Origin of the sequence: Paenibacillus sp. V4I7 (assembly GCF_030817275.1) — a bacterium.
Taxonomy (GTDB): domain Bacteria; phylum Bacillota; class Bacilli; order Paenibacillales; family NBRC-103111; genus Paenibacillus_E.
This window is the reverse complement of sequence record NZ_JAUSZD010000002.1, coordinates 2,056,003-2,079,858: the sequence shown is the minus strand read 5'-3', so window position 1 is coordinate 2,079,858 and position 23,856 is coordinate 2,056,003. Positions and strand designations below refer to the sequence as shown.

Here is a 23,856-nt window from a genome sequence, read left to right as displayed (position 1 = left end):
TTCGATGGTTGAAAGGTAGGGACAAACAACCTGTATGATCCTAATTCCACCGATTTATTTTGATGCGAACGAAGGCTTTGCTACGATCACTATGATGGCATTGATCCTGCTATATTGCATGCTCCCTAAGCGAATTCCACTTCCTATCGCGCTGCTCATGATGATTTTCAACTCCTATTTGGGACGAGCCGTCGATAATATCTTGTCTACCGATTACCCTTATAATGTGTATGAGATTATGGATACGCCCCACTATGATTTGTTTGATTTTCTACTTTACTCGATTCCTTTTCCTCTAGTTGGCTATTTCTATGTATATTTTTATGACAAGTATCCACTTCGTGCTCCTAATCAGTTTATACATATACTGGTTTGGGCAATTGCCTCTGTTGGCTTTGAAGCTCTTGCTGTCACCTTTTCTATCTTTCAATATAATGGTTGGGAACTTAGTTACTCTTTTCCTGTCTATCTCTTAACCTTTGCTCTGAACACGATCTTATATAGTCTGGCTAAAAAGCATTACAAAAACTGGCAGCCCCAATGAAAAAACGTCCCATCTTCTCCAGTTGAGAACTGTGAGAAATTAGGACGTTTTTCTATTTATCTAGATTGTCGAAATCGCTGCGAATATTCCTTGGCTTGGTCCACAGTCGCCACTCGATTGCGGCTCCATTCCAGTAATATTCTGTCAATGTAACGGAAGTGTACTTTACCTGCAAATACAGCTTCTTTCAGAGCCGTCATAATGAGCTCTTCTTTGTACATATCCTTATCCAACCAACCGCTGATTGTTTCCAGCTCCATAGGAGTTAACGGACGTGCAAATTCTTTTTCGAATGTTGTATAAATATTTTTGGCATTCTCATCAGACGGAATAGATGCGCGGATCGCAGTTAGCTCTGCCATCTGCTGCTCGGCTACCCGTTTGGCTAATTTCTGGTATAACGGCGTAAGATTGTATCGCTCACTACGTATCCCCGTTATTTCTGCTGTATCCTCATCGATCGCGATGAACTGCTCATGAATCAATTTCTGCAAGCTCGCAATGACCAGATCTGGTGAAGCTGACATGCGGAATTGAATCTCATCCGTGGTTGGAAAGTCGTTCTTTTCCTTTTCCAGAAATGATATCAAATGAATCAGTGTCATGACTTCAATTTCGCTCAACTGAAGGGCGCGGTAATTTTTGAGAAGAAGGCTTGGGACTCCAACATTTCCTTCCAGAAAGCCGGCCACAAGGACAGCTTCTATCTGCTGCTGTGTACTAGATTGTATACTCATCCGATCCCCTTTCTACCCATGGTCGATAAACCCGTTTACGGGTACAGACGGTATAAGAGACGAGGAAATGGAATCGTTTCGCGCACGTGATCCAAACCACAAATCCAAGCAACCGTACGTTCCAGTCCAAGTCCGAAACCGGAATGCGGCACGGTGCCATATTTCCGAAGATCAAGGTACCATTGATAGGCTTCTTTCGACAGTTCATGCTCCTGGAAGCGCTGCTCCATTAGCTCAGGATCATCAATCCTTTGGCTGCCTCCAATGATTTCTCCATACCCCTCAGGCGCAATCATATCGGCACAAAGCACGACTTCCGGACGGCTAGGATCAGGCTTCATATAGAACGCTTTAATTTCTGTCGGCCAATGCGTAATGAAAACCGGTGTTTCATATTGAGCAGCAATCGCAGTTTCATGCGGAGCACCGAAATCCTCGCCCCATTCGAATTCATGACCGTTCTTTTGTAGGAAGTCTACGGCCTCATCATACGTAATTCGTGGGAAGCTGCCTTGAATTTTCTCCAACTTCGTTGTGTCTCTCTCTAATGTTTCCAGCTCTGCTCCACAATTTTTGAGCACGGTTTGAACGATATAAGAAACGAATTGCTCCTGTACTTCCAGGTTCTCGACATGATCGACAAAAGCCATTTCCGGTTCAATCATCCAGAACTCGATAAGGTGTCTGCGTGTCTTGGACTTCTCTGCACGAAATGTTGGACCGAAAGAGTACACACGGCCAAGTGCCATCGCGGCTGCCTCCATATAGAGCTGTCCGCTTTGTGTAAGGAAGGCATCCTCATCAAAGTATTTGGTGTGAAATAAATTCGTTGTTCCTTCACATGAGGAAGGGGTTAAAATCGGTGGATCGACCAAATGGAAGCCACGCTCATTGAAAAATTGCTGAACGGCCTGAATAATTTGAGCCCGAATCACGAGCACTGCACGCTGACGTGGACTTCGAATCCACAAGTGGCGGTTATCCATCAAGAAATCAACGCCATGCTCTTTCGGTGTTATCGGATATTCTTCCGTCACTTGGATAATTTCTATGCCCAGGACATCTAGCTCAAAGCCGCCTTTACTCCTCGTATCCTCTTTCACTTTTCCAGTTATGTAAAGTGAGCTTTCCTGTGTTAGCTTAGAAGCGGCTTCCCAGACGTCTTCTCCTACATCACTTTTGACTACGACACCTTGTATATATCCGGAACCGTCTCTTAGTTGTAAAAACTGAATTTTACCACTTGAACGTTTCTTGTTTAGCCAACAGCCAATGGTAACCGACTCGCCGACATGATGTTTAACTTCGCTTATCGTACATTTCATTCTGCTTTTGAACCTCCTTAAAGTTTTCATTAACATCTTACTTCGTCATCATATTCAATAAAAATCCGAAGCCTCGGCCTACTGAACACTTCTTTATTGTACACTATTTCTATTTCTATGAGAAAAATCTATCTAGGCATTCCAAATCAGACCGTTTGTGACTGAATGAGGCCAAATGTATCTCGAGCGATTACCCACTCCTCATTCGTTGGGATCACAAGCACTTCCACTTTCGAGCCTTGCTTCGAAATCCGTCGCTCCAGACCTCTCCCCTTGCGGTTCGCTTCTTCATCGAATTCCACACCGAGGAATGTCAGGCGTTCGCAGACCTTTTTACGCAGCAGCTCGGAATTTTCTCCGACGCCAGCTGTAAAAACAATCGCATCGATGCCATTCATCGCCGCGGCGTAAGCGCCTATGTATTTGCGCAGCCGATACTCATACATCTCAAAAGCCAGCGCGGCGTTCTTATCGCCCGCCTCCAGTGCTTCCACGATCTCCCGCATATCGCTGGAGATCCCCGAGATCGCCTGCAGCCCGCTGTGCTTATTCAGCATGGAGCTGATCTCGCCCAGCGTCAAATCCTCCTTGCCCATCGCATAGGGCACGATGGCCGGATCCAGATCGCCGCTGCGCGTGCCCATCATCAGCCCTTCGAGCGGGGTCATCCCCATGCTCGTATCCACGGACTTGCCGCCCATCACGGCGGCGCAGGAAGCTCCGTTACCGATGTGACAGGTAACGAGCTTCAGCTGCTCCAGCGGGCGGCCTAAGAAGGCTGCGGCACGCTCGCTCACGTAGTTGTGCGAGGTGCCGTGGAAGCCATAGCGGCGCACCTTGTGCTTCCGGTACAGGGCCATCGGTACCGGGTATAGGTAGGCGTGCGCCGGCATCGACTGATGGAAGGCGGTGTCGAAGACGACGGCCTGCGGCACGCCGGGCATGTTCGCCTCCACCGCTGAGATGCCGAGCATATGCGCCGGATTGTGGAGCGGCGCCAAATCGAAGAGCCGCTTAATCTCCTTCTTCACCTCGTCATTAACGAGGACGGAGGTCTTGAAAGATTCACCGCCGTGAACGACTCGATGGCCGACGGCGTCTATTTCTGAGGTGGACGACAGTACGCCGTGTTCAGGGTGCACCAGCAACTCAAGCACCTTGCGAATGGCTGTCGTATGTTCGAGAATCTCCCTAACCTCATGAACTTCGGCTTTTCCCGTCGGTTCATGCGTCAATATAGCTGTTTCCATCCCGATTCGCTCTACCTTACCTTTGGCAAGTACAGCCTCATCTTCCATTTGGTATAGTTGGTACTTAAGCGAAGAACTCCCTGCATTTATAACGAGAATATTCACAAACGGTCACCATCCTTGTCATAACGGAAAAAGCCTTCTCCTGTTTTGACTCCCAGATGCCCCGCTCGCACCATTTGTTTCAAAAGGAAGGACGGACGGTACTTCATGTCCCCATAATCACGAAACATGCCTTCAAGTGCTGCATGTACGGAATCTAACCCGAATCGGTCACACATTTCCAGAGGACCATATTTGAAATCATAGCCGATCCGCATGGCGTTATCGATATCCTCAGCGGAAGCAACTCCTTCGGACAGCGTGTGCAGCGCCTCATTAATCAATGTGCAAATTAGCCTCGTTGTAATGAATCCAGGCGACTCCGTGACCTTAATACTTTTCTTTAAAATGAGCTCGTCCACGAAGCGGCGTGTTTGATTGAAGGTTTCGTCCGACGTTTTCATCGCTCGAATAATTTCGACGAGATCAATTTTCGCAACGGGATGCAAAAAATGAAGCCCAATCACACGTTCGGGATTCGTGGTGACCGCCGCAATCTCCGTCACGCTAAGGGTGGATGTATTCGTTGCTAAAATAATAGTTGGCGAACAAATTTGATTCAATTGAAAAAATACATGCTTTTTTGCATTCAAATCTTCCGAAATCGTCTCAATAACCATATCGCAAGCGGCCATGTCTTGCAGCGAATCGGCTTTTCTGATTTTGGCTAGAATCAGCTTTTTCTCCGCTTCTGTCAATGACCACCGTTCTAATTGCTTATCTAAGCTGACCGTAATCTGTTCAATTGCGCGTTCCAGCTTATCGGTTGTTTTTTCAGCGAGTAATACGTCCAAGCCACGGGCAGCGAGCATTTCAGCAATCCCCTGTCCCATCGTTCCTCCACCGATTACACCAATTGTTTTGAATACCATGCTATGTTTCTCCTTCTCCCACGCTGCGTTCTTGCCAACTTCTTATTAACATCCTCAATGAATTCTCAATCCAACCTCAACTCGAAAACCCAATCATATCATACAATTTTTGTTCCTTAATTTCATTAGTATACACAAAACATTCGCTAGATTATCTCAGCTTTGACACAATTCCAAATCCTACATACGAAAAAACCGCTGGCCACAGGCCAACGGTCAACTTATGCACTCTTCGAAACAGAAGCATCAAACAATTTGCGGAATGTATCGCCAGAAAGAACTTCTTCCTTCATCAGAATCGCAAAGGAATGTTCGAATACATTTCGCTGCTGCTCTAACAACTCTTTGGTACGAACCATGAGCGCATCAAGAATGATCGTGTTCTCTTTCATGAGCTGATCCTTCGTCACCATATCACGGTCAATGATACCAAGAGACGTAAGTCCGGAATCCATCATATTACGAACCATGGAAAGTGACTGTTCGAAATCGTTACGCGAACCTGTACTACGTCCACCATAGAAGATTTCTTCAGCCGCGGCGCCGCCGAGAGCAATCATAATTTGTTGTTCAATATAATCCTTGGTGTACAAATAATGATCTTTAGGCGGATTATGACGCACATATCCCAGCGCTTTCCCCCGCGGACTAACGGTAACCTGAGAAACTGAGCCAGGGCGAACAATTTCAGCAACAATCGCATGTCCTAATTCGTGATAAGCAACGCGCTCTTTTTCCTCTTGCGCTGTTTCTTTATCCGTTCTTTCTCCCATCATCACTTTATCAATCGCAGAAGCTAGATGGTGCTGTTCAATAGCCAGTTTATCTTCTCGCATGGCATAAATGGCGGCCTCATTCAGAACGCCCTCTAGCTGCGCGCCAGAGAAACCAAAGGTTTGATCAGCAATCATATCCAAAGAAACGCCTTCAGCTAACGGTTTATTTTTTACATGAATATCGAGAATGGATAAACGCCCTTTCTTATCGGGTAAATCCACTTCAATATGACGGTCGAAACGTCCAGGACGCAATAAAGCACTGTCGAGAATTTCTTTGCGGTTTGTTGCTGCAATGATCAAAATACGGGGAGCATCATTCGTATGAATACCATCCATTTCAGTTAATAGCTGGTTCAGCGTCTGATCGTACTCACGATGTTGACCGCCATCACGTTTACCGCCGATAACATCAATCTCATCAATAAAAATAATCGCATTGTCTTTGCCTTCTTTAACAGCGCGTGTCCGAGCTTCTTTAAAAAGGTCACGTACACGACTTGCACCAACACCGACGTACATTTCAACAAATTCACTACCTGAAGCAGCCATATAAACTGAATTCGTATAATGCGCAGCCGCTTTGGCCATTAACGTTTTCCCTGTTCCAGGAGGGCCAGTAAGCAAGATCCCTTTGAGTGGACGAATACCTAATTTCTTAATTTCTTCATGCTTGATCAGAAAATCAAGAGCTTCCATCAATTCTTTCTTAGCGCGATCTTGTCCGCCGATCTCGTCAAACGTCAAATACGAAGGCGTACGATTTTTGCTTTTACGATCTCCACCAGCAGATATACCAGCACCTCCGCGGCCTTTAATCATGTAAAACAAGGAAACACCCAATACACTTACAAACAAGATAGGTATCACATTCACACCTAGAAATGCTAAAAAGATCAAGAGAACCGGTATAAATCCAATCCCAATTTCTTTATATATTTTACTCATTCGGCCACACTCCTATCTGGGAAGTTCTAGGTAGCATGATGAATTTGGTAGCATCACCATCTGTCAAACGAATATATACATAGGTTTGATCCATTTCGCTATTTACTTTCATAGTTGGAACACCCTCAGCATATTTCTGCAGCGTAGTTGGAATGTCTGCATAATGCTTTGTCTCCATTGCTTGTGCAACCTCGAATAAGGCTTTGGACCACCACTGATCCAGTTTCTCGGACGGGTTGCTCTTCACATCTATATTCAAAGAACGCTTTCCGATAATGGATGCACCTTCTTTATGAATCGTTTCGACAACATTTCTTAAATTGGCATCTGGGTTTAGACTAACTTCTATGTCAACTTGGTTATTGTCCAGTTTCATCGTTGAGCTCGTTACACCGGGAACCTTGCTAATGATATCAGATAAGGGATTCTCCATAGCTAAGCTTGTATAAGCGAACCAACCACCGAATAAAACTCCAGCAGAGATAATAACACTCATGACGACAGGTAAGAGACGCAGCTTCATCAGTCAACGTCCCCCTTTCTATACGTATTTTATTGCTTCGATTTGCTATACAATGAGTATATCACGCGATGCATACATTAGCTTTATGAAATGAGTGGAAACAACAAAACTCAGCCTAATGCAGGCTGAGTCGGTACGTATCCATATAGAGTCCATCCTTGAATTTGTAATAATCATAGAAATAGCGGGTACCGCTGTTTTCTTTCTTTTTATAGAAGACTTCCCAGACATAATCATTGCCAAGCTTACCTGGTAGCACACGTTCTATTTCAATCTCTGGAGCTTTTTTAAGCACGGTTTCTCGTACTTGTGTTTCGGGGAACGATTCAGCAGTCATCTCGGTGTGTATCCCTTTGTCAGAAACCCAAACAATAACGCCTTGACCCAGCTTGTCTTCACCATAAACGATTTGAAGTGGTTCATCTCCATAGAAGAAATCCACCTTGGTTGCTTTTGTCATAATACTTTTCTCATACGCTGTTTCTACCGCTTTGCGCTTATCGTCCCAGTGCTCATTCTGAACATTTAAATAAAAGCGGCTAAGCACTACACCAAGTGTCAAAATGATAAATACACCGAATGTTATGATCCTTGTTCGCTTCGCATTCATGAATGTCGCTCACCTCCCCAGACGAACTTACAAGGATTCACTTAGCCAATGAGCTTATCGAAGCATTGTTCAAACTCACGTTTAATTTTTTCTTCATCCAATGTTAAACATTCACCTTTGCGGACAATCCAATTTCCGTCAACACACACATCAACTACATCTTTTGCACATGCAGAGTAAACAATATGAGACACGAAGTCCGTCTTTGGAAGGAAATGAGGTTGGTCGATATCCAGTGCGATGAAGTCTGCCTTCATGCCAGCCTGCAGTAGGCCTACATTGTCTAACCATACGGATTCTGCACCCATTTTTGTTCCCATGCGAAGTGCTTCTGCCGCAGGCACAGCTAGAGGATCACCAGAAACACCTTTGTGGATCAGCGCGGCGAGTCTCATTTCTTCGAACATATCCAAGTTATTATTAGAAGCCGCTCCATCCGTTCCAAGCGAAACCTTAACGCCAGCACGTAAAAGTTCAGGAACTCGGGCAACACCGCTTGCAAGCTTCAGATTGCTTCCAGGGTTGTGGGAAATACGAACATCATATTGCTTAAGGATACTGATTTCTTCATCTGTGAGATGAACACCATGCGCGATGAGCGTCGGTCTGCTGAACACGCCATGCTTTTCTAAATGTGCAACGGGTCTCAAACCGTATTGCTCAACATTTCCTTGAACTTCACGACTTGTCTCCGACATGTGGGTATGGATGGGCAGGTTTAGATCATGGGCCACTTGAACAATTCGTTCTATATAGTCTGGTGGACATGTATAGGGTGCATGTGGGGACATCATTGTTGTGATTCTTCCATTCGCACCGCCATGCCAGTTTTTTGCGAACTCGGTGGCTTCTTTCAATTTAGCATCTTGTACTTCCGGCGGACAAAGACCTATAATACCTCGGGTCAGAACACCGCGCATACCCGATTCTTCAACGGCCTTAGCAACTTCGTTCATATGGTCATACATATCTACAAAAGTTGTCGTACCACCTTTAACCATCTCTAGAATCGTTAATTGCGTCCCCCATTTCACATCTTGGGCGTTGAATTTGGCTTCCATCGGCCACATTTTCTCTTCTAACCAAATTTGGAGAGCAAGATCGTCACCGTATCCGCGTAAAAGCGACATCGCTGCGTGACCATGCGTATTCACAAGACCAGGCATATAAAGCTTGTTCGTGCCGTCAATGATTTCGTCATAATTTTCTCGAGGTTCAGGTATTTCCTCACCGATGTATGTAATCTGGCTGCCCTCTATAACCATACAGCCTTTTATAGACGATTTCGCTTCATGATTTGAGATAAAAAAACCGTTCATAATTAATGTTTTTTTCATACTAAAAATCCCTCTCTATGCTCATTCTATTAAAGATATTGCTTTTTAAACTTTACATCTTCGGGCTTGTAAAATCAAGGAAGCCAAGTGATGTTAAGAAATTGTAAATTGTCACGGAATTTTCGTTGCTTTAGATGCAATTGTTATGATACTTTTAACTTTGTGAGTTTTTTCTACCATTTGGTCTGTTTATCTTACATATTCGATCAAAACTTAGTACATATAGTAAAATATAGGAGGATTATATGACAACGTTATTCACGAAAAAGAACGAAGTCGATTTCTTGCAACTTCTCATCCGTGCTGCAGAAAACGCATTGCAAACTGCTCAACTATTTCGCACAGCTATGATGGGCGATAAACCGCCTATTGAATATGTAAAAGCGATTAACGATTTAGAGCATGCAGGTGATTCCATTACTCACGAAATTTTTAAAGGTTTAAACAAAGTATTTATTACACCGATTGATCGTGAAGACATTATGGTTCTAGCCTCCAAAGTGGATGATGTAACAGACGGTATTGAAGCTACAATTGCTCGTTTCGACTATCTTGCTGTATCCCATACAGATTCTTATATGAAAGAGTTTTCGGCTGTCATTGTAGACTCTTGCCAACATATGCTGGATGCATTCAAGCTTCTGGCGAAGAAAAAATACATGCAAATCCCCGAGCATACGGTTGCTATTAATTCCCTTGAGAATGACGGAGACCGTTTGATGCGCGAAGGGATTCGCCAAATTTTCATTACACGTAAAGACGTGTACGAAGATTTTAAACTAAAAGAAATTTATGAGCGTTTGGAAGAAACAACGGATGCTTGTGAAGATGTAGCCAATATCCTTGATAGCGTTGTACTTCGCTATTCATAAGGCACATTCGTGTCCTATGTTTACGAAGAAAGTTTTCCAAATGGAAAACTCTTAGGAGGAAATCATGTTAACTTATTTAATCGTTATCGTTGTGCTTGCTTTACTTTTTGATTTCATCAATGGATTTCACGATACGGCTAATGCGATTGCAACTTCCATTTCCACACGTGCGCTAAGTCCACGTGTAGCCATCGCCATGGCCGCTATTCTTAATTTCGTTGGTGCCATGGTTTCCTCAGAAGTCGCCAAAACCGTTGGTGGAAGCATTGCCAACCCGGCTAAAATTGAAAATGGCGTTGAAGTCGTTATCGCTGCTTTACTTGCTGCTATCATATGGAACTTGTTGACTTGGTATCTTGCGATTCCATCTTCATCTTCTCATACCTTGCTAGGATCTCTAGCTGGTGCAGTTATCGCAGGAGCCGGCATCAACTCGGTGAACTGGAGTGGTTTTACCCAAATTATGATCATTTTGGTTTTATCGCCGATTATTGCTTTCGCGCTTGGTTACTTGATTATGATTTTGATCAAATACATCATTATATGGTCCGGAAACAGATCAAGGTCGAAGCTTAATCGCATTTTCCGTACCCTGCAAATTCTATCAGCTGGATTACTATCCTATTCCCACGGTGGAAACGATGCACAAAAAGCCATGGGTATTATCGTTTTCGGTCTCGTAGCTGCTGGTGTTCAAACCGATCTGAATGTGCCGCTTTGGGTGAAAATTTCTGCCGCTCTTGCCATGGGGCTTGGAACATCCATCGGTGGATGGCGAATTATTAAAACAGTATCCGGGAAGATTGTTAAAATCGAGCCCATCAATGGCTTTGCCTCGGACTTAACGTCATCACTCGTTATTCAGTTCTCTACCCATTGGGGTAAACCATTGTCTACGACGCATGTTATTTCCTCCGCGATTATCGGGACAGGCAGTGTCATGCGCTTCCATGAGGTTCAATGGGGCACCGTTGGCCGTATGCTGATCACTTGGCTTATTACGATTCCAATCAGCATCGTGCTCGCATTTTCGATCTACTTCGTACTATTCAGATTTATTTTCTAAAAAATAAAGGCACGACCCAAGGGAATTGGGTCGTGCCTTTTTCTAATCCAAATAATACGCTAAACTTTGCAATTCGGTTGTAAAATCCGCATGATGCACACGCACTTCCGGAGGAACCTTAATAATAACGGGAGCAAAATTCAATATGGCTTCGATCCCGCAGTCTACGAATTGATTGGCTACATTTTGAGCTTCATTCGCAGGAACCGTAATGATGCCGATGCGAACGCCTAATTCAGATAAAACCTGCTTCATCTCATGCATCGGCTGAACGATTAGATTGTTAATCGATTCCCCTACTTTGCTTGGCATAGCATCAAAAACTGCGACAATTTTCATATCATTCCGCAAGTAAGTATTATAATTGCATAAAGCTCGGCCTAGGTTACCCGCCCCAACAAGAGCTACTTGAATATGGCGATCCAACTTTAGGATCTGTCTAATCTTCTCAATTAAGTAAGCAATGTCATAGCCGATTCCCTTTTTACCGAATTCCCCAAAATAAGCCAAATCCTTGCGAATCTGTGCTGGATTCAGATCAAGCTTTTGACCCAAATCCTGCGAAGATACCGTCGATACATTTTTCATCGCAAGTTCATTCAGAAAGCGTAAATAAATGGGCAGCCTCCGAACGACGGCTTCCGATATTTTTTGTGTTTTCAACTCTACGCCTCCCCCATCCACTCTTCAATCCTAGGTAACATTTGCTCAGTCGTCATATGCTCTATCTTCGGACCAGGCAATGAATAAAGGAAGTGCTTGCCATAATACGTATCAATGACACGAGTATCATAGATGATAACGATACCTTTATCGGATGCTCGTCTAACAAGTCGGCCAAAGCCCTGTTTAAATCGAATGACAGCCTGTGGCACAGAAAATTTCATAAATGGATTCTCATTGCGTTTTTTAATATTTTCACATTTCGCCTCAACAAGAGGATGATTAGGCGGTTGAAACGGCAAACGTATAATAGCAAGACAGCTTAACGCATCTCCTGGAATATCGACACCCTCCCAGAACGAGCTGGTGCCTAGTAGGACGCACATTTTGTTATCTTGGAACATCCGGGTCAGTTTGCTCCGATTACCGCTGTCAACCCCCTGCCCGAGCACGGTAATCCCATGCGGCTTTAAGAGATCCTTCATGCCGGCATAAATTTGCTTAAGCATACGATTCGAAGTGCACAAAATCAACATACGCCCTTTGGTAATTCGCGCAACATCACTAAGCGACTCTATAAGTGCGTTGATAAAAACAGGATCACCAGCACCTTTGATCGTCGGAAAATCCCGAGGAATCACGACAAGAGCTTGCTCTCTGTAATTAAACGGAGATGGCAATTGAATGGTTTTCAGCTTGCCCGATTGTTCATCCTCAGGGATAACTAACCCTAATTGATCCGCTGAATATTGAAAAGATTTATTAACAGACAAAGTCGCGGAGGTCAGAATAATACTGTCCTTAGTCTCAAAGAAATGCTGCTGAAGCAGCCCACTTACATCGGTAGGCACGGATACAAGCTGCAGTGACTTCGATTTGGCATAGGTGCCGGCTTCCATCCAGTAGACATAACCCTCATCGGCCATTTTCATAAAAAAGTGCAGGGCATCTCGATGGTTGTACAGTTCCTTTACCGTACCATTCAAATCGGTGACTAAACCTTGAACACCGAAAACCTCCTGCATATCCTTCACTTCATTTAACAATTTATCAAGCGTGCGGAGTAAATCATTCGCATTCAAATAAATATTGTCTTCCATGATCAGAAGCTCTCGCCATTCGGTCGGAAGCGTTTCGGGCTTCATCCGAAGTACGTACTGTGAGTTCTCTGATTGCGAAGGATCACTCCTAGATGATAGCAGCTCATAGAGCGCTTCGCTGAGTCGATCCCAATCCTCTTTGATTTTCACAATTTTGGGGAAGAGCCCGTCAATGGTTTGACTCCAAGTGGCCGCGCGTTCCTGCTGCTCATCCGATTTCTGTAATCGAAACCGCAGCATCGGTAATTGGCCGCTGCGATTATCTTTATACAGCCATAGCAACGAATGATAAAATGCGGAAGAATGCAGCTCAATGCCAAGATGCTTACTGGCCACTTCTTCAAAGTGATGAGCCTCATCAATGACAAGGTGCTTGTAAGACGGTAAAAGGCGGTTCTCAGCCTTCATATCCGTAAAGAGGAGGGAATGGTTCGTGATGATCACATCGGCCGTATTGGCATCATTCCGAGCGCGATGATAGAAGCATTTTTTGTACCAAGGGCACATGCGGTTCAAACAAGAATCTGTGTCACTTGCAACCGAATACCAGAACTGGGCACCTTTATTTCCAAAATGCAGCTCCTCTTCATCTCCATGCTCCGTCTCACTTAGCCATACAACCATTTGTGCTGCCGTTATCGGATCTTCCTTGCCATTCTCGTAATCACGAGTTGTTAGCTTTGTTTCGAATTTACGCAGACATAAGTAATGACTTCTCCCTTTGAGCACAGCAGCTTTGAAAGGGATAGGGAAAATCTCCTTCAAGAGAGGAATGTCCCGCTCACGAAGCTGTTCTTGTAAGTTAATCGTGTGCGTAGAGATGATCACTTTCTTCTCATACTTGATGCCATAATAAATGGATGGTATTAAATACCCTAGGGACTTCCCTGTTCCTGTTCCCGCTTCAATCATCAAATGCTGATCATGCTCGAGTGACTTTTCAACTTCTCGGATCATCTGCTCTTGGGATTCACGATCTTCAAAGATCTCGAATTTTTCACGCAAAGCTGTTTTCAATCCTTGATGGAAATCCGTAAAAGATGAACCTAAACCGTCCGCATCGGAGTCACTGCGCGTATCCTCCTCATCGCCCCAATCTGTGACATTAAGCGTAAATTGCCGGAAATATCGATTCGTATCCATATCCACGCTGGTGATAGATTCTTTGTATGCGCATATTTCATCGAGGAACCATCCTAAATCGCTATTGCCGTTTTCGAAAAGATGTTGTAAGCGTTGAACCGTAAGAAGCGGCAGACCCAGCAACCGTTCCATACAATTAATCCATATGGCCGCTGTTACTTCCGCATCACTATCCGCTTGGTGTGGCCTTTCATGATCAATGCCGAATAAGCCGGCCACCATGCTGAGTTGAAGACTTGAAATAGATGGAAATAAGATGCGTAGCAAATCCATCGTATCCAGCACACGTCCTGTGAAAGGCGGGTATCCCGTTTTCGTTAGTCCTTTTTGCAAAAAGGATAAATCAAAAGCCGCATGGTGCGCCACAAGGACACAATCAAACAACAGCGGAAACATATCCGCCATGACTTGGTCAATCGAGGGAGCATCCGCAACCATGTCTTCCGTTATCCCTGTAAGTGTTGTAATCGAAGAAGGTATACTTATCCCTGGTTTGACCAGAGAAGTATACCTGTGAGTAATTTGAAATTGATCTATAATGACGAGTCCAACCTGAATAATTTCATCCGCAGGCTGACTTCCTGTCGTTTCAAAATCCAAAACTGCAAATTTCATGACGTGTATCTTCAATCCTTTCGTCCTGCACTTCTCCTAGCATACCAAATCTTATTAGGAAAAGGGAATACCCAGTTAGCCGCTTCCGAATTAGGATTCGTCCAAATTGATCAGCGGCTCCATGCAAGAAGGATCGGTGTGATAAGCTTTTTGAAAATATTCAAAGGCTTTTTCCATATTCTGATTTTGTACTTGTATGCAGCCCATTGCGTTATACGAAATGGCCTTCATCTTGGTATTGTCGGTCAAGGGCAGCAGGAACTTGAAGTGTTGATACGCTTCTCCAAACTCCCCTTTGCGCAAATGACCCATTGCTAAATATACCCTAGCAAGCAAAAAGTCCGGTTGTCTTTGAATCAACACTTCGAATTCTTTGATTGCTTGATCGTACATATAAAGCTTGTAATATCCCTGGCCCCGCATGAATTCATCCGTTTGCTTCCCGGACACATCTAGATCCATCAGCTCATCATGAAGGGTTTGGGTACTCATCGGTACGGCCCCATAAAACTTTCCCAACTTCTCCTCAAAAAGCAGCCACGCTTCGATGAACTCATCGCTCATCGTTTTCAACACCTGCAATTGTTCGTCGAGCTCCGCCTTTTTTTCCACGTCACTATTCGGATATTCTTTTTGGATTTCTTCCAAAACCTCGTTCATTGTGGAAAATAAATGCTTAAACATTTGGCATCCCACCTTTGCTTCGAAAGCTTACCCTCATTCTTTGTAAACAGAGCCGATTTCATGCATGGAAGTGATCCCTCTTAAAGGATGGTGGAATGCTCTTCTTCTTTGAGAAGCTGCGCAACTTTATTGTTTTCGCCCATAATGGCAATCGTTGGTTGATGCTTCCTAGCTTCTTCATCGGTCATCATTGCATAAGAAATAATAATAACCGTATCACCGGTCTGAACCAACCTAGCTGCAGCCCCATTTAAACAAATCACACCTGTGCCGCGAGGTCCCGGAATTATATACGTTTCCAGACGTGCACCATTGTTGTTGTTCACAATTTGCACTTTCTCATTCGGTAACATACCAACCAAATCGATCAAATCTTCATCAATCGTAATGCTTCCGATATAATTCAAATTCGCTTCCGTAACGGTTGCCCGGTGTATTTTAGCTTTCATCATTGTTCGAAACATGGAAGTCACTTCCCTACTTGTAAAATTAAATTATCGATCAAACGCGTTTTGCCGAATTTGACAGCCAAAGCAATGATAATAGATTGGGTATGATGGCTATTTTCAAAAGGTTCTAATGTCGGATAAGCTAGTACCTCTACATAGTCAATCAGAGCTAAAGGTGTAGTCGCAATATGTTGGCTGACCAAGCTTTCGAGCTCCTGTGGTGTGAAAGTTGTATGTGATTCTACAAATGCCTTTGCTTTTTGTAAGGATTGAGACAAAACTAAAGCATGCTTACGCTCTTCCTCAGAAAGATACACATTGCGCGAGCTCATGGCCAGCCCATCTGCTTCACGCAAAATAGGACATGGAACAATCTCGATGCCGAGATTGAGATCTTGCACCATTTGCTCAATGACAGCAACCTGTTGGGCATCCTTCAGACCAAAAAACGCTTGATCAGGCTGTACAATATGAAACAACTTGCTAACGACAGTTGCGACCCCATCAAAATGCCCAGGGCGCGATGCTCCGCAAAGTCTGGAGGTAAGACCTGTCACACTGACCGTAGTGCGCGTCGGTGTCGGATACATTTCGCTCACAGATGGCATAAACACTAGGTCAACGCCCGCGGCTTCCGCTAATTGCAAATCCCGTTCCGTATTTCGCGGATACCGCTCGAAATCCTCACCTGGACCGAACTGGAGCGGATTAACAAATATACTTAGCACGACAAGTCCACTTTGAGTACGTGCTTTGCGCAGCAAACTTGCATGGCCATCGTGTAAATAACCCATTGTCGGCACAAACCCAACAGATTGGTCGTTCTTGCGTCGGTAGTCCCTTATACGAGAACGCAAATCAGCAATTGAATGAATAACTTCCATGGTCTGGATCGCTTCCATGCTTCTCACTTCTCCTTATCGCCATATAAGTATTCAACAACATCGTTGTCCATATGAAACGTATGCTCTGGCGCAGGGAATGCCCGTGCTTTCACTTCTTTCACATATTCCCCAATACCTGCACGAATAGTTTCCCCTATATTCGCGTATGCTTTTACGAACTTTCTGGCAGCACTGTCAGAACCATACTGGAGAAGATCATGATATACAAGCACCTGGCCATCGCAATGAATCCCAGAACCAATTCCAATCGTAGGAATCGATAGCTGCTTCGTTACCCATTCAGCCAGTTCATCCGTCACCAGCTCTAAGACCACCGCGAAAGCTCCCGCTTTCTCAAGAGCTTTAGCATCACTGAGCAGTTTCTCCGCTTGTTCGGAGCTGCGTCCTTGTACGCGGAATCCACCAAGTTGATGTACGGATTGCGGAGTTAAACCCAAATGTCCGACGACCGGTACACCGGCTTCCGTAATCGCTTTGACAGTAGCTGCAATCTCAGCTCCGCCTTCCAGCTTAACCGCTTTTGCTCCGCCCTCTTGCATTAATCGGGCTACTCCCCGAAATGTCGTGTCCAAGCTGCCATGGTAAGTCAAGAAAGGCATATCCGCTACAATGAACGTATTTGAAGCTCCACGCACCGCGGCTCGCGTCTGGTAAACCATATCATCCATAGTGACAGGCAAGGTTGAATCGTAGCCTAGTACTACATTCCCCAGAGAATCACCTACTAGGATGACATCAATGCCAGCCTCTTCCGCTAAGCGGGCTGATGGATAATCATAAGCAGTTACCATTGTAATGGGAACGCCATCTTGCTTCATTTTTCTCATCTTAGCTGTCGTAAGCGCCTTACGTTGTTCCATTGTTATCCCAGCTTCCTCATATAAAATAAAAAAACCTTTTAGCTAAGAGCTAAAAGGATCGCATGCAGAAAGAATCCAATGATCCCTCTGTCTCGGTCCCATAAGGCTCAGAGCAGAATCCAACATCTTGTTTCAAGTCCTATTCCTTTGTAAACAAACTACAATCGTCAAGCTGCAAGTGCAGTTCCTTTAAGGATACCGCCTTGTCTTGCTATTATACCAAATGTTGCTTCCATTTGATACCTTTACTTCAGTTCAATATCTCCGGAATAGATCTTTATTTTCTCTCCAGCTTGTGTGATTACCGTTAATGCCCCGGAATCATCCAACGAATCAGCAATACCTTCAATGACACCTGCAGGGGTATGCGTGCGGATTGGACGCTTCAAAGTTACACTGAGAGCCTCCCACAGCAAACGGATTGGGGCGAAGCCCTTCTCCATATAAAGCGCATAGAGATCTTCAAATTCTAAAAGAAAAGCTTGTACCAAACTTTCTCTTGGGATGTCAGTCCCCGACTCAATCGCAAGTGAAGTCGCGATATTCCGAAGTTCCTCGGGGTAATCCTCCTGCTTCAAATTTACACTGATGCCAATTCCTGCAACTACATACTTGAGCCGTTCATCTTCCCCACTGCTTTCAAGTAAGATACCGCTTACCTTCTTGCCTTTAATTAGAAGATCATTAGGCCACTTGATGCCGATGTCTACCTGGCAAACCTTCTGGATGGATCGACATAGCGCTACCGCACTAAGCAGCGTTAATTGAGGCATGAAATAGACCGGAATGCGCGGTTTTAACACCAGACTCATCCAGATCCCTTTGCCGGCCGGAGAATGCCACGTTCGCCCCATTCGGCCTCTTCCTGCTGTCTGTGCCTCTGCCAGCACAATCGTGCCTTCAGGAGCACCTGATGCAATGAGAGCATGTGCTATCGTCTGTGTAGATTCGACTTCCCCGTAAACATGGATTTTCTGACCGAGAACCTTGGTTTTCAATCCACTCAATAATTCGTTCACTTGCCATGAATTAGGCTTACTCCGCAATCGGTACCCTTTACGCGGCGCAGCTTCAAATTCATAGCCTGCCGATCGAAGCTCTTCAATATGCTTCCAGATTGCAGTGCGGCTAACGTTAAGTCGGCGGCTGATTTCCTCACCGGAAACATAAGCTTCCGGGAACTCTTGGAACAGCTCTAATATACGTTCGTTCATACGATTTCACTCACGATCTATCGGGATTTATTTTGAGACCGATTCATCCGGTCATTTTGCAATTGTTGTTGTTCGTGTAACAATTTGGGGATAAATCGGTACTAATTCTTTCGAGACTATGGACCTGGTAGCTTGTCTGATTCCGATTTAAGGCACCTCAAATGTGAACAAAGCTGTAAGTAGGAGTAAAGTAGCTCCTTCAAATAATAAAAAAACCGCGCTGCGCTGCTACTTCGCAGCACGCGCGGCAAGTAAAAGTGATTCTCGCTCGTTCGGGAGTTCTCCGAGCGCGGTTCGTTCGAGCAGCTGCTGCAGCAGTATGCCCATCCATGGACCCGGCTGCCGGCCAAGCTCCTCCGCCAAATCCGTGCCGGATATGGCGAGTTCCTTCAGGCTGAAGCAGGGAACCTCCTTCAGCCAATCCTCCCCGCGGCGCAGTAGCTCCGGCGCGGCGGTTTGCAAGAAGCGCGCGAGCTCGCCGCGCTGCTCAGGGCATTGCGGCAGCACGCGCAGCAGCCGCAGCAGAGCGCGGGCTGCTGCTTCGCCGCGGCGCACCGCGCCAAGCTTCCAGACCCGCTCCAGCGGAGCCGGGTCCGGCACTAACGCGGCTTCCTGCGCGGCGCCGCCAGTAAGCTGCGCGGCCACAGCCTCGCGCAGGGCCAGCACCGCCACGACCGCTTCGCAATCGGCGCGGGAGAAGGTCAGCTCCTGGAGCGCCGTGCGGACCGTGTCCGCCGGCATCTCCAAGAGCATCAGCAGCATCACCCAGCGGTCATGCTGCCCTTCCAGCGCGCTGACAGCGTCCAGCGCGTCATCCCACGCGAGCCAGCGCTCAAAAGGCAGCGGCAGCTGCTTTTTGAGGTAAGCCGTGAGGCGGCTCGCCAACAGTAACCGCACAGCCCGCGCCGGGGCTGGCCCTTCGACCATGCGCTGCAGCTCGCTGCGCACGCGCTCCATTGCAATGTGGCGCAGCAGCGGAGCTTGCGCAAGCAGCGCTTGCCACGTACTCGACTCGACCTCCAGTCCATAGGTCGAGGCAAAACGAACACAGCGAAGCATGCGCAGCGCATCTTCTCCAAAACGCTCCTCAGCAGCCCCAACGCAGCGGAGCATCCCGTCCACAAGATCCTTTTGCCCTGCAAAAGGATCCAACACAACGCCCGCCGCGTCCATCGCCATAGCGTTCATCGTAAAATCGCGCCGCTTCAAATCCTCCGTCAAATCCGAAATGTATTCGACGGAAGCCGGACGGCGAAAGCCCTCGTATTCCGTTTCTTTGCGGAACGTCGTCACCTCATAGGTTCCCTGTGCCAGGATGACGGTTACGGTGCCGTGCTGCAGCCCTGTCGGCGCCGTCCGCGGGAAGCAGGACATCACCTGCTCCGGCAATGCAGACGTCGCAATGTCGATATCCTTGATCGGTCGGCCTAGCACAGCATCACGAACACAACCACCTACAAGATAAGCCTCATACCCAGCTTCTGTAAGCTTAGAGAGAACTAAGGAAGCTCCACGATCTATTACTTTTATTTTAACAACATCCGACATGGTACTCCTAACCTGCTAACATCCTCTTATTGACAGGACGAAGCTGTAATGCGATGAGATTCTGGAAGCTCTCTTCCCAGCACGCGATAATAAATTTCCTCATATTGAACCGTAGTTATATCATTACAAAATGTATGCCGAGCACGCGTCAAACAATTCTGTGCCACTTGTTCGTACAATACTTGATTACTAAGCAAGTTTACGACATGTTCGGCCATTTTATCAGTATCCCCAACATCTGCTAAATAGCCCGTTTCACCGTGCGTAATGAGCTCGGGAATCCCGCCGGCATTGGAGCCGATCGTCGGCACCCCGCATGCCATCGCTTCTAAGGCCACCAGACCGAAGCTCTCTTTTTCCGAAGGAAGCAGCATCACGTCAGCAAGGGAAATCACCTGTGCTACATCATCCTGTTTACCACAGAACGTTACCTTATCTGTGAGGCCAAGTTCCTTTACCTTAGAAATCATTTTGGATAAATCAGGACCTTCTCCCACGAACAAAAGACGTGACGGAATCTGCTTGCTAACTTTTGCAAAAATATCAATAACATCCTGCACACGTTTGACAGGTCTGAAATTAGAAATATGAATAAGAATCTTCTCTTCCGGCCGAGCAAACTCGCCTCTAAGCTTCGTAATATCACGAGGATAATACACCCGTTTATCGACGAAATTGTAAGTTAGATCGATGTCACGGTCGATGTCCAATAATTCTCTTGTTTCTTTAATTAAATCTTTCGAAACCGCTGTTACCGCATCGCTTTCATTAATAGCATAGCGAATTAAGTCAGATATCGATTGATCCTGTCCCAGAACAGTTATATCCGTTCCATGAAGTGTCGTAACAACCTTCAGCTTACTGCCAACCATCTGTTTCGCCAGAAGTGCACAGACGGCATGAGGAATGGCATAATGAACATGTAGTAAATCTAACTCTTCCATCTTGGCGACTTGCGCTAATTTACTGGCAAGAGAAAGGTCATAAGGCGGATAACGAAAGACATAATATTGACTGACTTCCACTTCATGATAAAAAATATTTTTATGAAATTTACCCAAACGAAAAGGCATACTGTGTGTAATAAAATGAACCTCGTGTCCTTTTTCGGCAAGCAGCTTGCCAAGTTCAGTAGCAACAACACCTGAACCACCTAAAGTCGGGTAGCAGGTAATTCCAATCTTAAGTTTATCTTTCATCATGCACCTCTTTTCCGATCAAACGAATTGATCTACCACCAAGGGCAGCTTAGATACGAAACCTTCTGCATAACTTAACATGCGCTTTTGACCTAATATGCGATCTCTAGCTTCAACTCGTTCGATATAGCCTTGATTTAAAGGCGTGGCTACCGTACCTTGACCCGTTATAAATTGTGAGCGATAAGCGCTCAGTGCTGCAATTTTTTCATCATAACAATCGGTTACATCCACCATGAGATCAGCTTCGTAAACGTCATTTATAAAATAAAAGTACATCTGTTCCACGTTCACGGGCTCAGAATCAAGCAGATACTTGCGAAGCTTAGCGTTAAAAACAGCTTCCTGAACCAAGCCCGAACAGGCTACATGGTCTGGATGCCGATCCTGCCAGTAGGGTGCAAATACGATTCTCGGCTTAAATTTACGGATTTCTTGCGTAATACGCTCAATATTTGCCTGTGTAGCAAATAACCCTCGATCCGGTAGTCCCAGATTCGTACGAACTTTCACGCCAAGAATACTCGCAGCTTGTTCAGCCTCCTCGATCCTTGTTTCCACTGTGCCATTAGAGGACATTTCGGCATAGGTTAAATCACAAAGTCCAACCTTAAGCCCACGCTTGGTATGTTTGGCAATCGTGGCCCCCATGCCAATCTCAGCATCATCTGCATGCGCGCCAAATATAAGAATATCAAGAGATTCGCTCATCTTATTCAATACCTGGCTTATATTTATGTACTAACTCTCTCCAACCGAAATCACCGCGATCAAGCGCTCTGACGAGTAGTTCGGCTGTTGCTACATTCGTAGCGCAAGGAATCCCCTGAACGTCACATAGACGCAGCAGAGCAATAATGTCGGGTTCATGTGGTTGAGCCATTAATGGATCTCGAAGGAAAATAATAAAATCCATCTCATTTTGTGCTACCAATGCGCCAATTTGCTGGTCTCCCCCAAGTGGACCTGACATAAATCGATGTACGTCTAATTTGGTGCCATCCATAATCCGCTGTGCTGTCGTCCCTGTTCCATATAACTTATGACCCTCGAATACATGTTCATACGCTATAACGAAGTTCACCATTTCATCTTTCTTACGATCATGGGCAATTAACGCTATCTTTAACATCTTGTCTTCCACTCCCCTAGGGCTCTTTAATCTATAAAATGCTCGAATCCATAAATCATTCCGCTATATGTCATCACTTTACGTACTGCAATGGCAACGCCCGGCATATAGGCTGCACGATCATAGGAATCATGTCTAATTTTGAGCGCTTGGCCTTGCTCCGCCATAACAACTTCCTGCTGAGCAAAGATTCCAGGCAGTCGAACACTATGTATTCTAAATCCATTGTAATACCCACCGCGCGAACCTTCAATTGTTTCTTCTTCATTCGGATTCCCTTGACGCAGCTCTCCTCTAACTTCGGAGATAAGTTCCGCGGTTTTCACTGCCGTTCCAGAAGGAGCGTCCAGCTTTTGATCCCCGTGATACTCAATGATTTCTAGATTAGGGAAGTATTTAGACGCTTGAGCAGCAAATTTCATCATAAGTATAGCCCCTATTGAGAAATTCGGAGCTATGATTCCGCCAATTCCACTTTCTTGGCACTGCTTGTCCAATTCAGCAATAGCTTGCGGCGTAAATCCCGTTGTTCCCATTACTGGGCGAATTCCTAGGCGTATAGCCAGGTTTGTATGTGAAACCGCTGTTTGCGGACCTGTAAAATCTACTAAAACGTCTGGCCTGGATTCTGTGAGAGCCTGCTCCAAATCATTGCTCATTGTAACCCCACATTCTTCAAATCCAACCATTCTTCCTAAATCAATTGGGCCAGAGGAGCGGTTAACCCCCGCCACCAATTCCATATCGGACTCTGTGAGTACGGTCTTCACGACCTCTCGCCCCATTCTTCCACTTGCACCAATAACGGCTACTCGAATTTTACGATCCATGTTTGAGACTATCTCCTTTTTGTATGTTTCAAGCCTATAATTTCATCTTTTGTTGGTAGAGCGCCGCATGCTGTTTCGCAATTTCATGGTGAGGCTCCAAACGAACCGCTTCCATAACGGTTTGATAGGCTCTCCCATAATCCTTTCGAAAAGCAAATGCTTCTCCTAGAATAAGATACGCTTCAATAGCCAGAGGATCAAGAGTAATCGCTTCTTTCAGTAAGAAAATCGCGCGTTCCGCATGCTCTGACTGGGCACTTAGCTGTTTTTGTGCTTTTTCAACTAATTCTCTTGCATGCAGCACTTGCAGATGATAACGATAAACTTCATTATCTTTAACCAACTCTAATGCCCTAGAAGCATGCTCAATGGCTTTATGCAATTTGTTACTTCTTGCGAAAGTAATCGATAGCTTGTAGTGATAGGCAGCATTGTTTGGTTCTTCAGCTATCGCTTTTTCAAACCATTCAATGGCTTTTTCAAAATCATGACCAAGTATGGATTCGTACGCTTTCTGTATTTGAATTTCTCCATTCATCTGCCCATCCTCCT

The 23,856-nt window shown here is 45.4% G+C and carries 24 protein-coding genes; 3 read left to right on the top strand and 21 right to left on the bottom strand.

Annotated features, from left to right (window positions below; genetic code table 11):
- Positions 1-34 precede the first annotated feature (34 nt).
- Positions 35-544, top strand: coding sequence for a hypothetical protein (locus QFZ80_RS10700; protein WP_307558787.1), 510 nt, complete (start codon positions 35-37; stop codon positions 542-544).
- A 56-nt stretch (positions 545-600) separates the two neighbouring features.
- Here the strand turns inward: QFZ80_RS10700 and QFZ80_RS10695 are convergent, their stop codons facing one another.
- The 8 genes from QFZ80_RS10695 to QFZ80_RS10660 form a co-directional block, all read right to left on the bottom strand.
- A complete protein-coding gene (locus tag QFZ80_RS10695; protein WP_307558785.1) occupies positions 601-1,281 on the bottom strand; it encodes a DnaD domain-containing protein in 681 nt (226 codons plus the stop codon).
- A gap of 35 nt (positions 1,282-1,316) precedes the next feature.
- Positions 1,317-2,606: an asparagine--tRNA ligase gene (gene asnS, locus QFZ80_RS10690; protein ID WP_307558783.1), complete on the bottom strand. Its 1,290-nt coding sequence runs from the start codon at positions 2,604-2,606 to the stop codon at positions 1,317-1,319.
- Between the two features lie 146 nt (positions 2,607-2,752).
- On the bottom strand, positions 2,753-3,961 hold the full coding sequence (locus QFZ80_RS10685) for an acetate/propionate family kinase (RefSeq protein WP_307546843.1): 1,209 nt from the start codon (positions 3,959-3,961) through the stop codon (positions 2,753-2,755).
- Positions 3,958-4,830 carry a 3-hydroxyacyl-CoA dehydrogenase family protein gene (locus QFZ80_RS10680; RefSeq protein ID WP_307546846.1) on the bottom strand — a complete coding sequence of 291 codons (873 nt, stop codon included), beginning with the start codon at positions 4,828-4,830 and terminating at the stop codon, positions 3,958-3,960. Before QFZ80_RS10680 ends, QFZ80_RS10685 begins: the two co-directional genes overlap by 4 nt.
- A gap of 221 nt (positions 4,831-5,051) precedes the next feature.
- Complete coding sequence (locus QFZ80_RS10675) at positions 5,052-6,554, bottom strand: AAA family ATPase (RefSeq protein ID WP_307558781.1); 1,503 nt, start codon at positions 6,552-6,554, stop codon at positions 5,052-5,054.
- The gene (locus QFZ80_RS10670; protein ID WP_307558778.1) at positions 6,547-7,077 is read right to left on the bottom strand and encodes a cation transporter; all 531 of its coding nucleotides are present in this window, start codon (positions 7,075-7,077) and stop codon (positions 6,547-6,549) included. Before QFZ80_RS10670 ends, QFZ80_RS10675 begins: the two co-directional genes overlap by 8 nt.
- Positions 7,078-7,192: 115 nt before the next feature.
- Positions 7,193-7,687 (bottom strand): cell wall elongation regulator TseB-like domain-containing protein, encoded by a 495-nt coding sequence (locus QFZ80_RS10665; RefSeq protein ID WP_307558776.1) that lies wholly within the window; start codon positions 7,685-7,687, stop codon positions 7,193-7,195.
- Between the two features lie 41 nt (positions 7,688-7,728).
- The gene (locus QFZ80_RS10660) at positions 7,729-9,024 is read right to left on the bottom strand and encodes an amidohydrolase (RefSeq protein ID WP_307558774.1); all 1,296 of its coding nucleotides are present in this window, start codon (positions 9,022-9,024) and stop codon (positions 7,729-7,731) included.
- Between the two features lie 245 nt (positions 9,025-9,269).
- Between QFZ80_RS10660 and QFZ80_RS10655 the strand changes: the two genes are divergently transcribed.
- Together QFZ80_RS10655 and QFZ80_RS10650 are read left to right on the top strand one after the other, a co-directional pair.
- The gene (locus QFZ80_RS10655; protein ID WP_307441834.1) at positions 9,270-9,896 is read left to right on the top strand and encodes a DUF47 domain-containing protein; all 627 of its coding nucleotides are present in this window, start codon (positions 9,270-9,272) and stop codon (positions 9,894-9,896) included.
- A 64-nt stretch (positions 9,897-9,960) separates the two neighbouring features.
- On the top strand, positions 9,961-10,962 hold the full coding sequence (locus QFZ80_RS10650; RefSeq protein ID WP_307546857.1) for an inorganic phosphate transporter: 1,002 nt from the start codon (positions 9,961-9,963) through the stop codon (positions 10,960-10,962).
- A gap of 42 nt (positions 10,963-11,004) precedes the next feature.
- On the opposite strand, the gene QFZ80_RS10645 is transcribed toward QFZ80_RS10650, so the two are convergent.
- The 13 genes from QFZ80_RS10645 to QFZ80_RS10585 form a co-directional block, all read right to left on the bottom strand.
- The gene (locus QFZ80_RS10645; RefSeq protein ID WP_307558772.1) at positions 11,005-11,625 is read right to left on the bottom strand and encodes a redox-sensing transcriptional repressor Rex; all 621 of its coding nucleotides are present in this window, start codon (positions 11,623-11,625) and stop codon (positions 11,005-11,007) included.
- A 2-nt stretch (positions 11,626-11,627) separates the two neighbouring features.
- A complete protein-coding gene (gene dinG / locus QFZ80_RS10640) occupies positions 11,628-14,483 on the bottom strand; it encodes an ATP-dependent DNA helicase DinG (RefSeq protein WP_307558769.1) in 2,856 nt (951 codons plus the stop codon).
- 90 nt (positions 14,484-14,573) lie between these two features.
- Entirely contained in the window at positions 14,574-15,167 is a 594-nt protein-coding gene (locus QFZ80_RS10635; RefSeq protein ID WP_307558767.1) for a tetratricopeptide repeat protein, read from the bottom strand.
- 80 nt (positions 15,168-15,247) lie between these two features.
- Entirely contained in the window at positions 15,248-15,631 is a 384-nt protein-coding gene (gene panD / locus QFZ80_RS10630) for an aspartate 1-decarboxylase (RefSeq protein WP_307546864.1), read from the bottom strand.
- Positions 15,632-15,636: 5 nt separating this feature from the next.
- A complete protein-coding gene (gene panC / locus QFZ80_RS10625; RefSeq protein WP_307564084.1) occupies positions 15,637-16,500 on the bottom strand; it encodes a pantoate--beta-alanine ligase in 864 nt (287 codons plus the stop codon).
- A gap of 23 nt (positions 16,501-16,523) precedes the next feature.
- Positions 16,524-17,381: a 3-methyl-2-oxobutanoate hydroxymethyltransferase gene (gene panB / locus QFZ80_RS10620; protein ID WP_307546865.1), complete on the bottom strand. Its 858-nt coding sequence runs from the start codon at positions 17,379-17,381 to the stop codon at positions 16,524-16,526.
- Between the two features lie 245 nt (positions 17,382-17,626).
- Complete coding sequence (locus QFZ80_RS10615) at positions 17,627-18,595, bottom strand: biotin--[acetyl-CoA-carboxylase] ligase (RefSeq protein ID WP_307558765.1); 969 nt, start codon at positions 18,593-18,595, stop codon at positions 17,627-17,629.
- Between the two features lie 228 nt (positions 18,596-18,823).
- The gene (locus QFZ80_RS10610) at positions 18,824-20,143 is read right to left on the bottom strand and encodes a CCA tRNA nucleotidyltransferase (protein WP_307558763.1); all 1,320 of its coding nucleotides are present in this window, start codon (positions 20,141-20,143) and stop codon (positions 18,824-18,826) included.
- Between the two features lie 26 nt (positions 20,144-20,169).
- Positions 20,170-21,342, bottom strand: coding sequence for an N-acetyl-alpha-D-glucosaminyl L-malate synthase BshA (bshA, locus tag QFZ80_RS10605; RefSeq protein WP_307555571.1), 1,173 nt, complete (start codon positions 21,340-21,342; stop codon positions 20,170-20,172).
- Between the two features lie 18 nt (positions 21,343-21,360).
- Positions 21,361-22,053: a bacillithiol biosynthesis deacetylase BshB1 gene (bshB1, locus tag QFZ80_RS10600; RefSeq protein WP_307558761.1), complete on the bottom strand. Its 693-nt coding sequence runs from the start codon at positions 22,051-22,053 to the stop codon at positions 21,361-21,363.
- A 1-nt stretch (position 22,054) separates the two neighbouring features.
- Positions 22,055-22,474 carry a methylglyoxal synthase gene (locus tag QFZ80_RS10595; protein WP_307546871.1) on the bottom strand — a complete coding sequence of 140 codons (420 nt, stop codon included), beginning with the start codon at positions 22,472-22,474 and terminating at the stop codon, positions 22,055-22,057.
- Positions 22,475-22,500: 26 nt separating this feature from the next.
- Positions 22,501-23,304, bottom strand: coding sequence for a 4-hydroxy-tetrahydrodipicolinate reductase (dapB, locus tag QFZ80_RS10590; protein WP_307546873.1), 804 nt, complete (start codon positions 23,302-23,304; stop codon positions 22,501-22,503).
- A gap of 34 nt (positions 23,305-23,338) precedes the next feature.
- The gene (locus QFZ80_RS10585; protein ID WP_307558759.1) at positions 23,339-23,842 is read right to left on the bottom strand and encodes a tetratricopeptide repeat protein; all 504 of its coding nucleotides are present in this window, start codon (positions 23,840-23,842) and stop codon (positions 23,339-23,341) included.
- Positions 23,843-23,856: the final 14 nt, after the last annotated feature.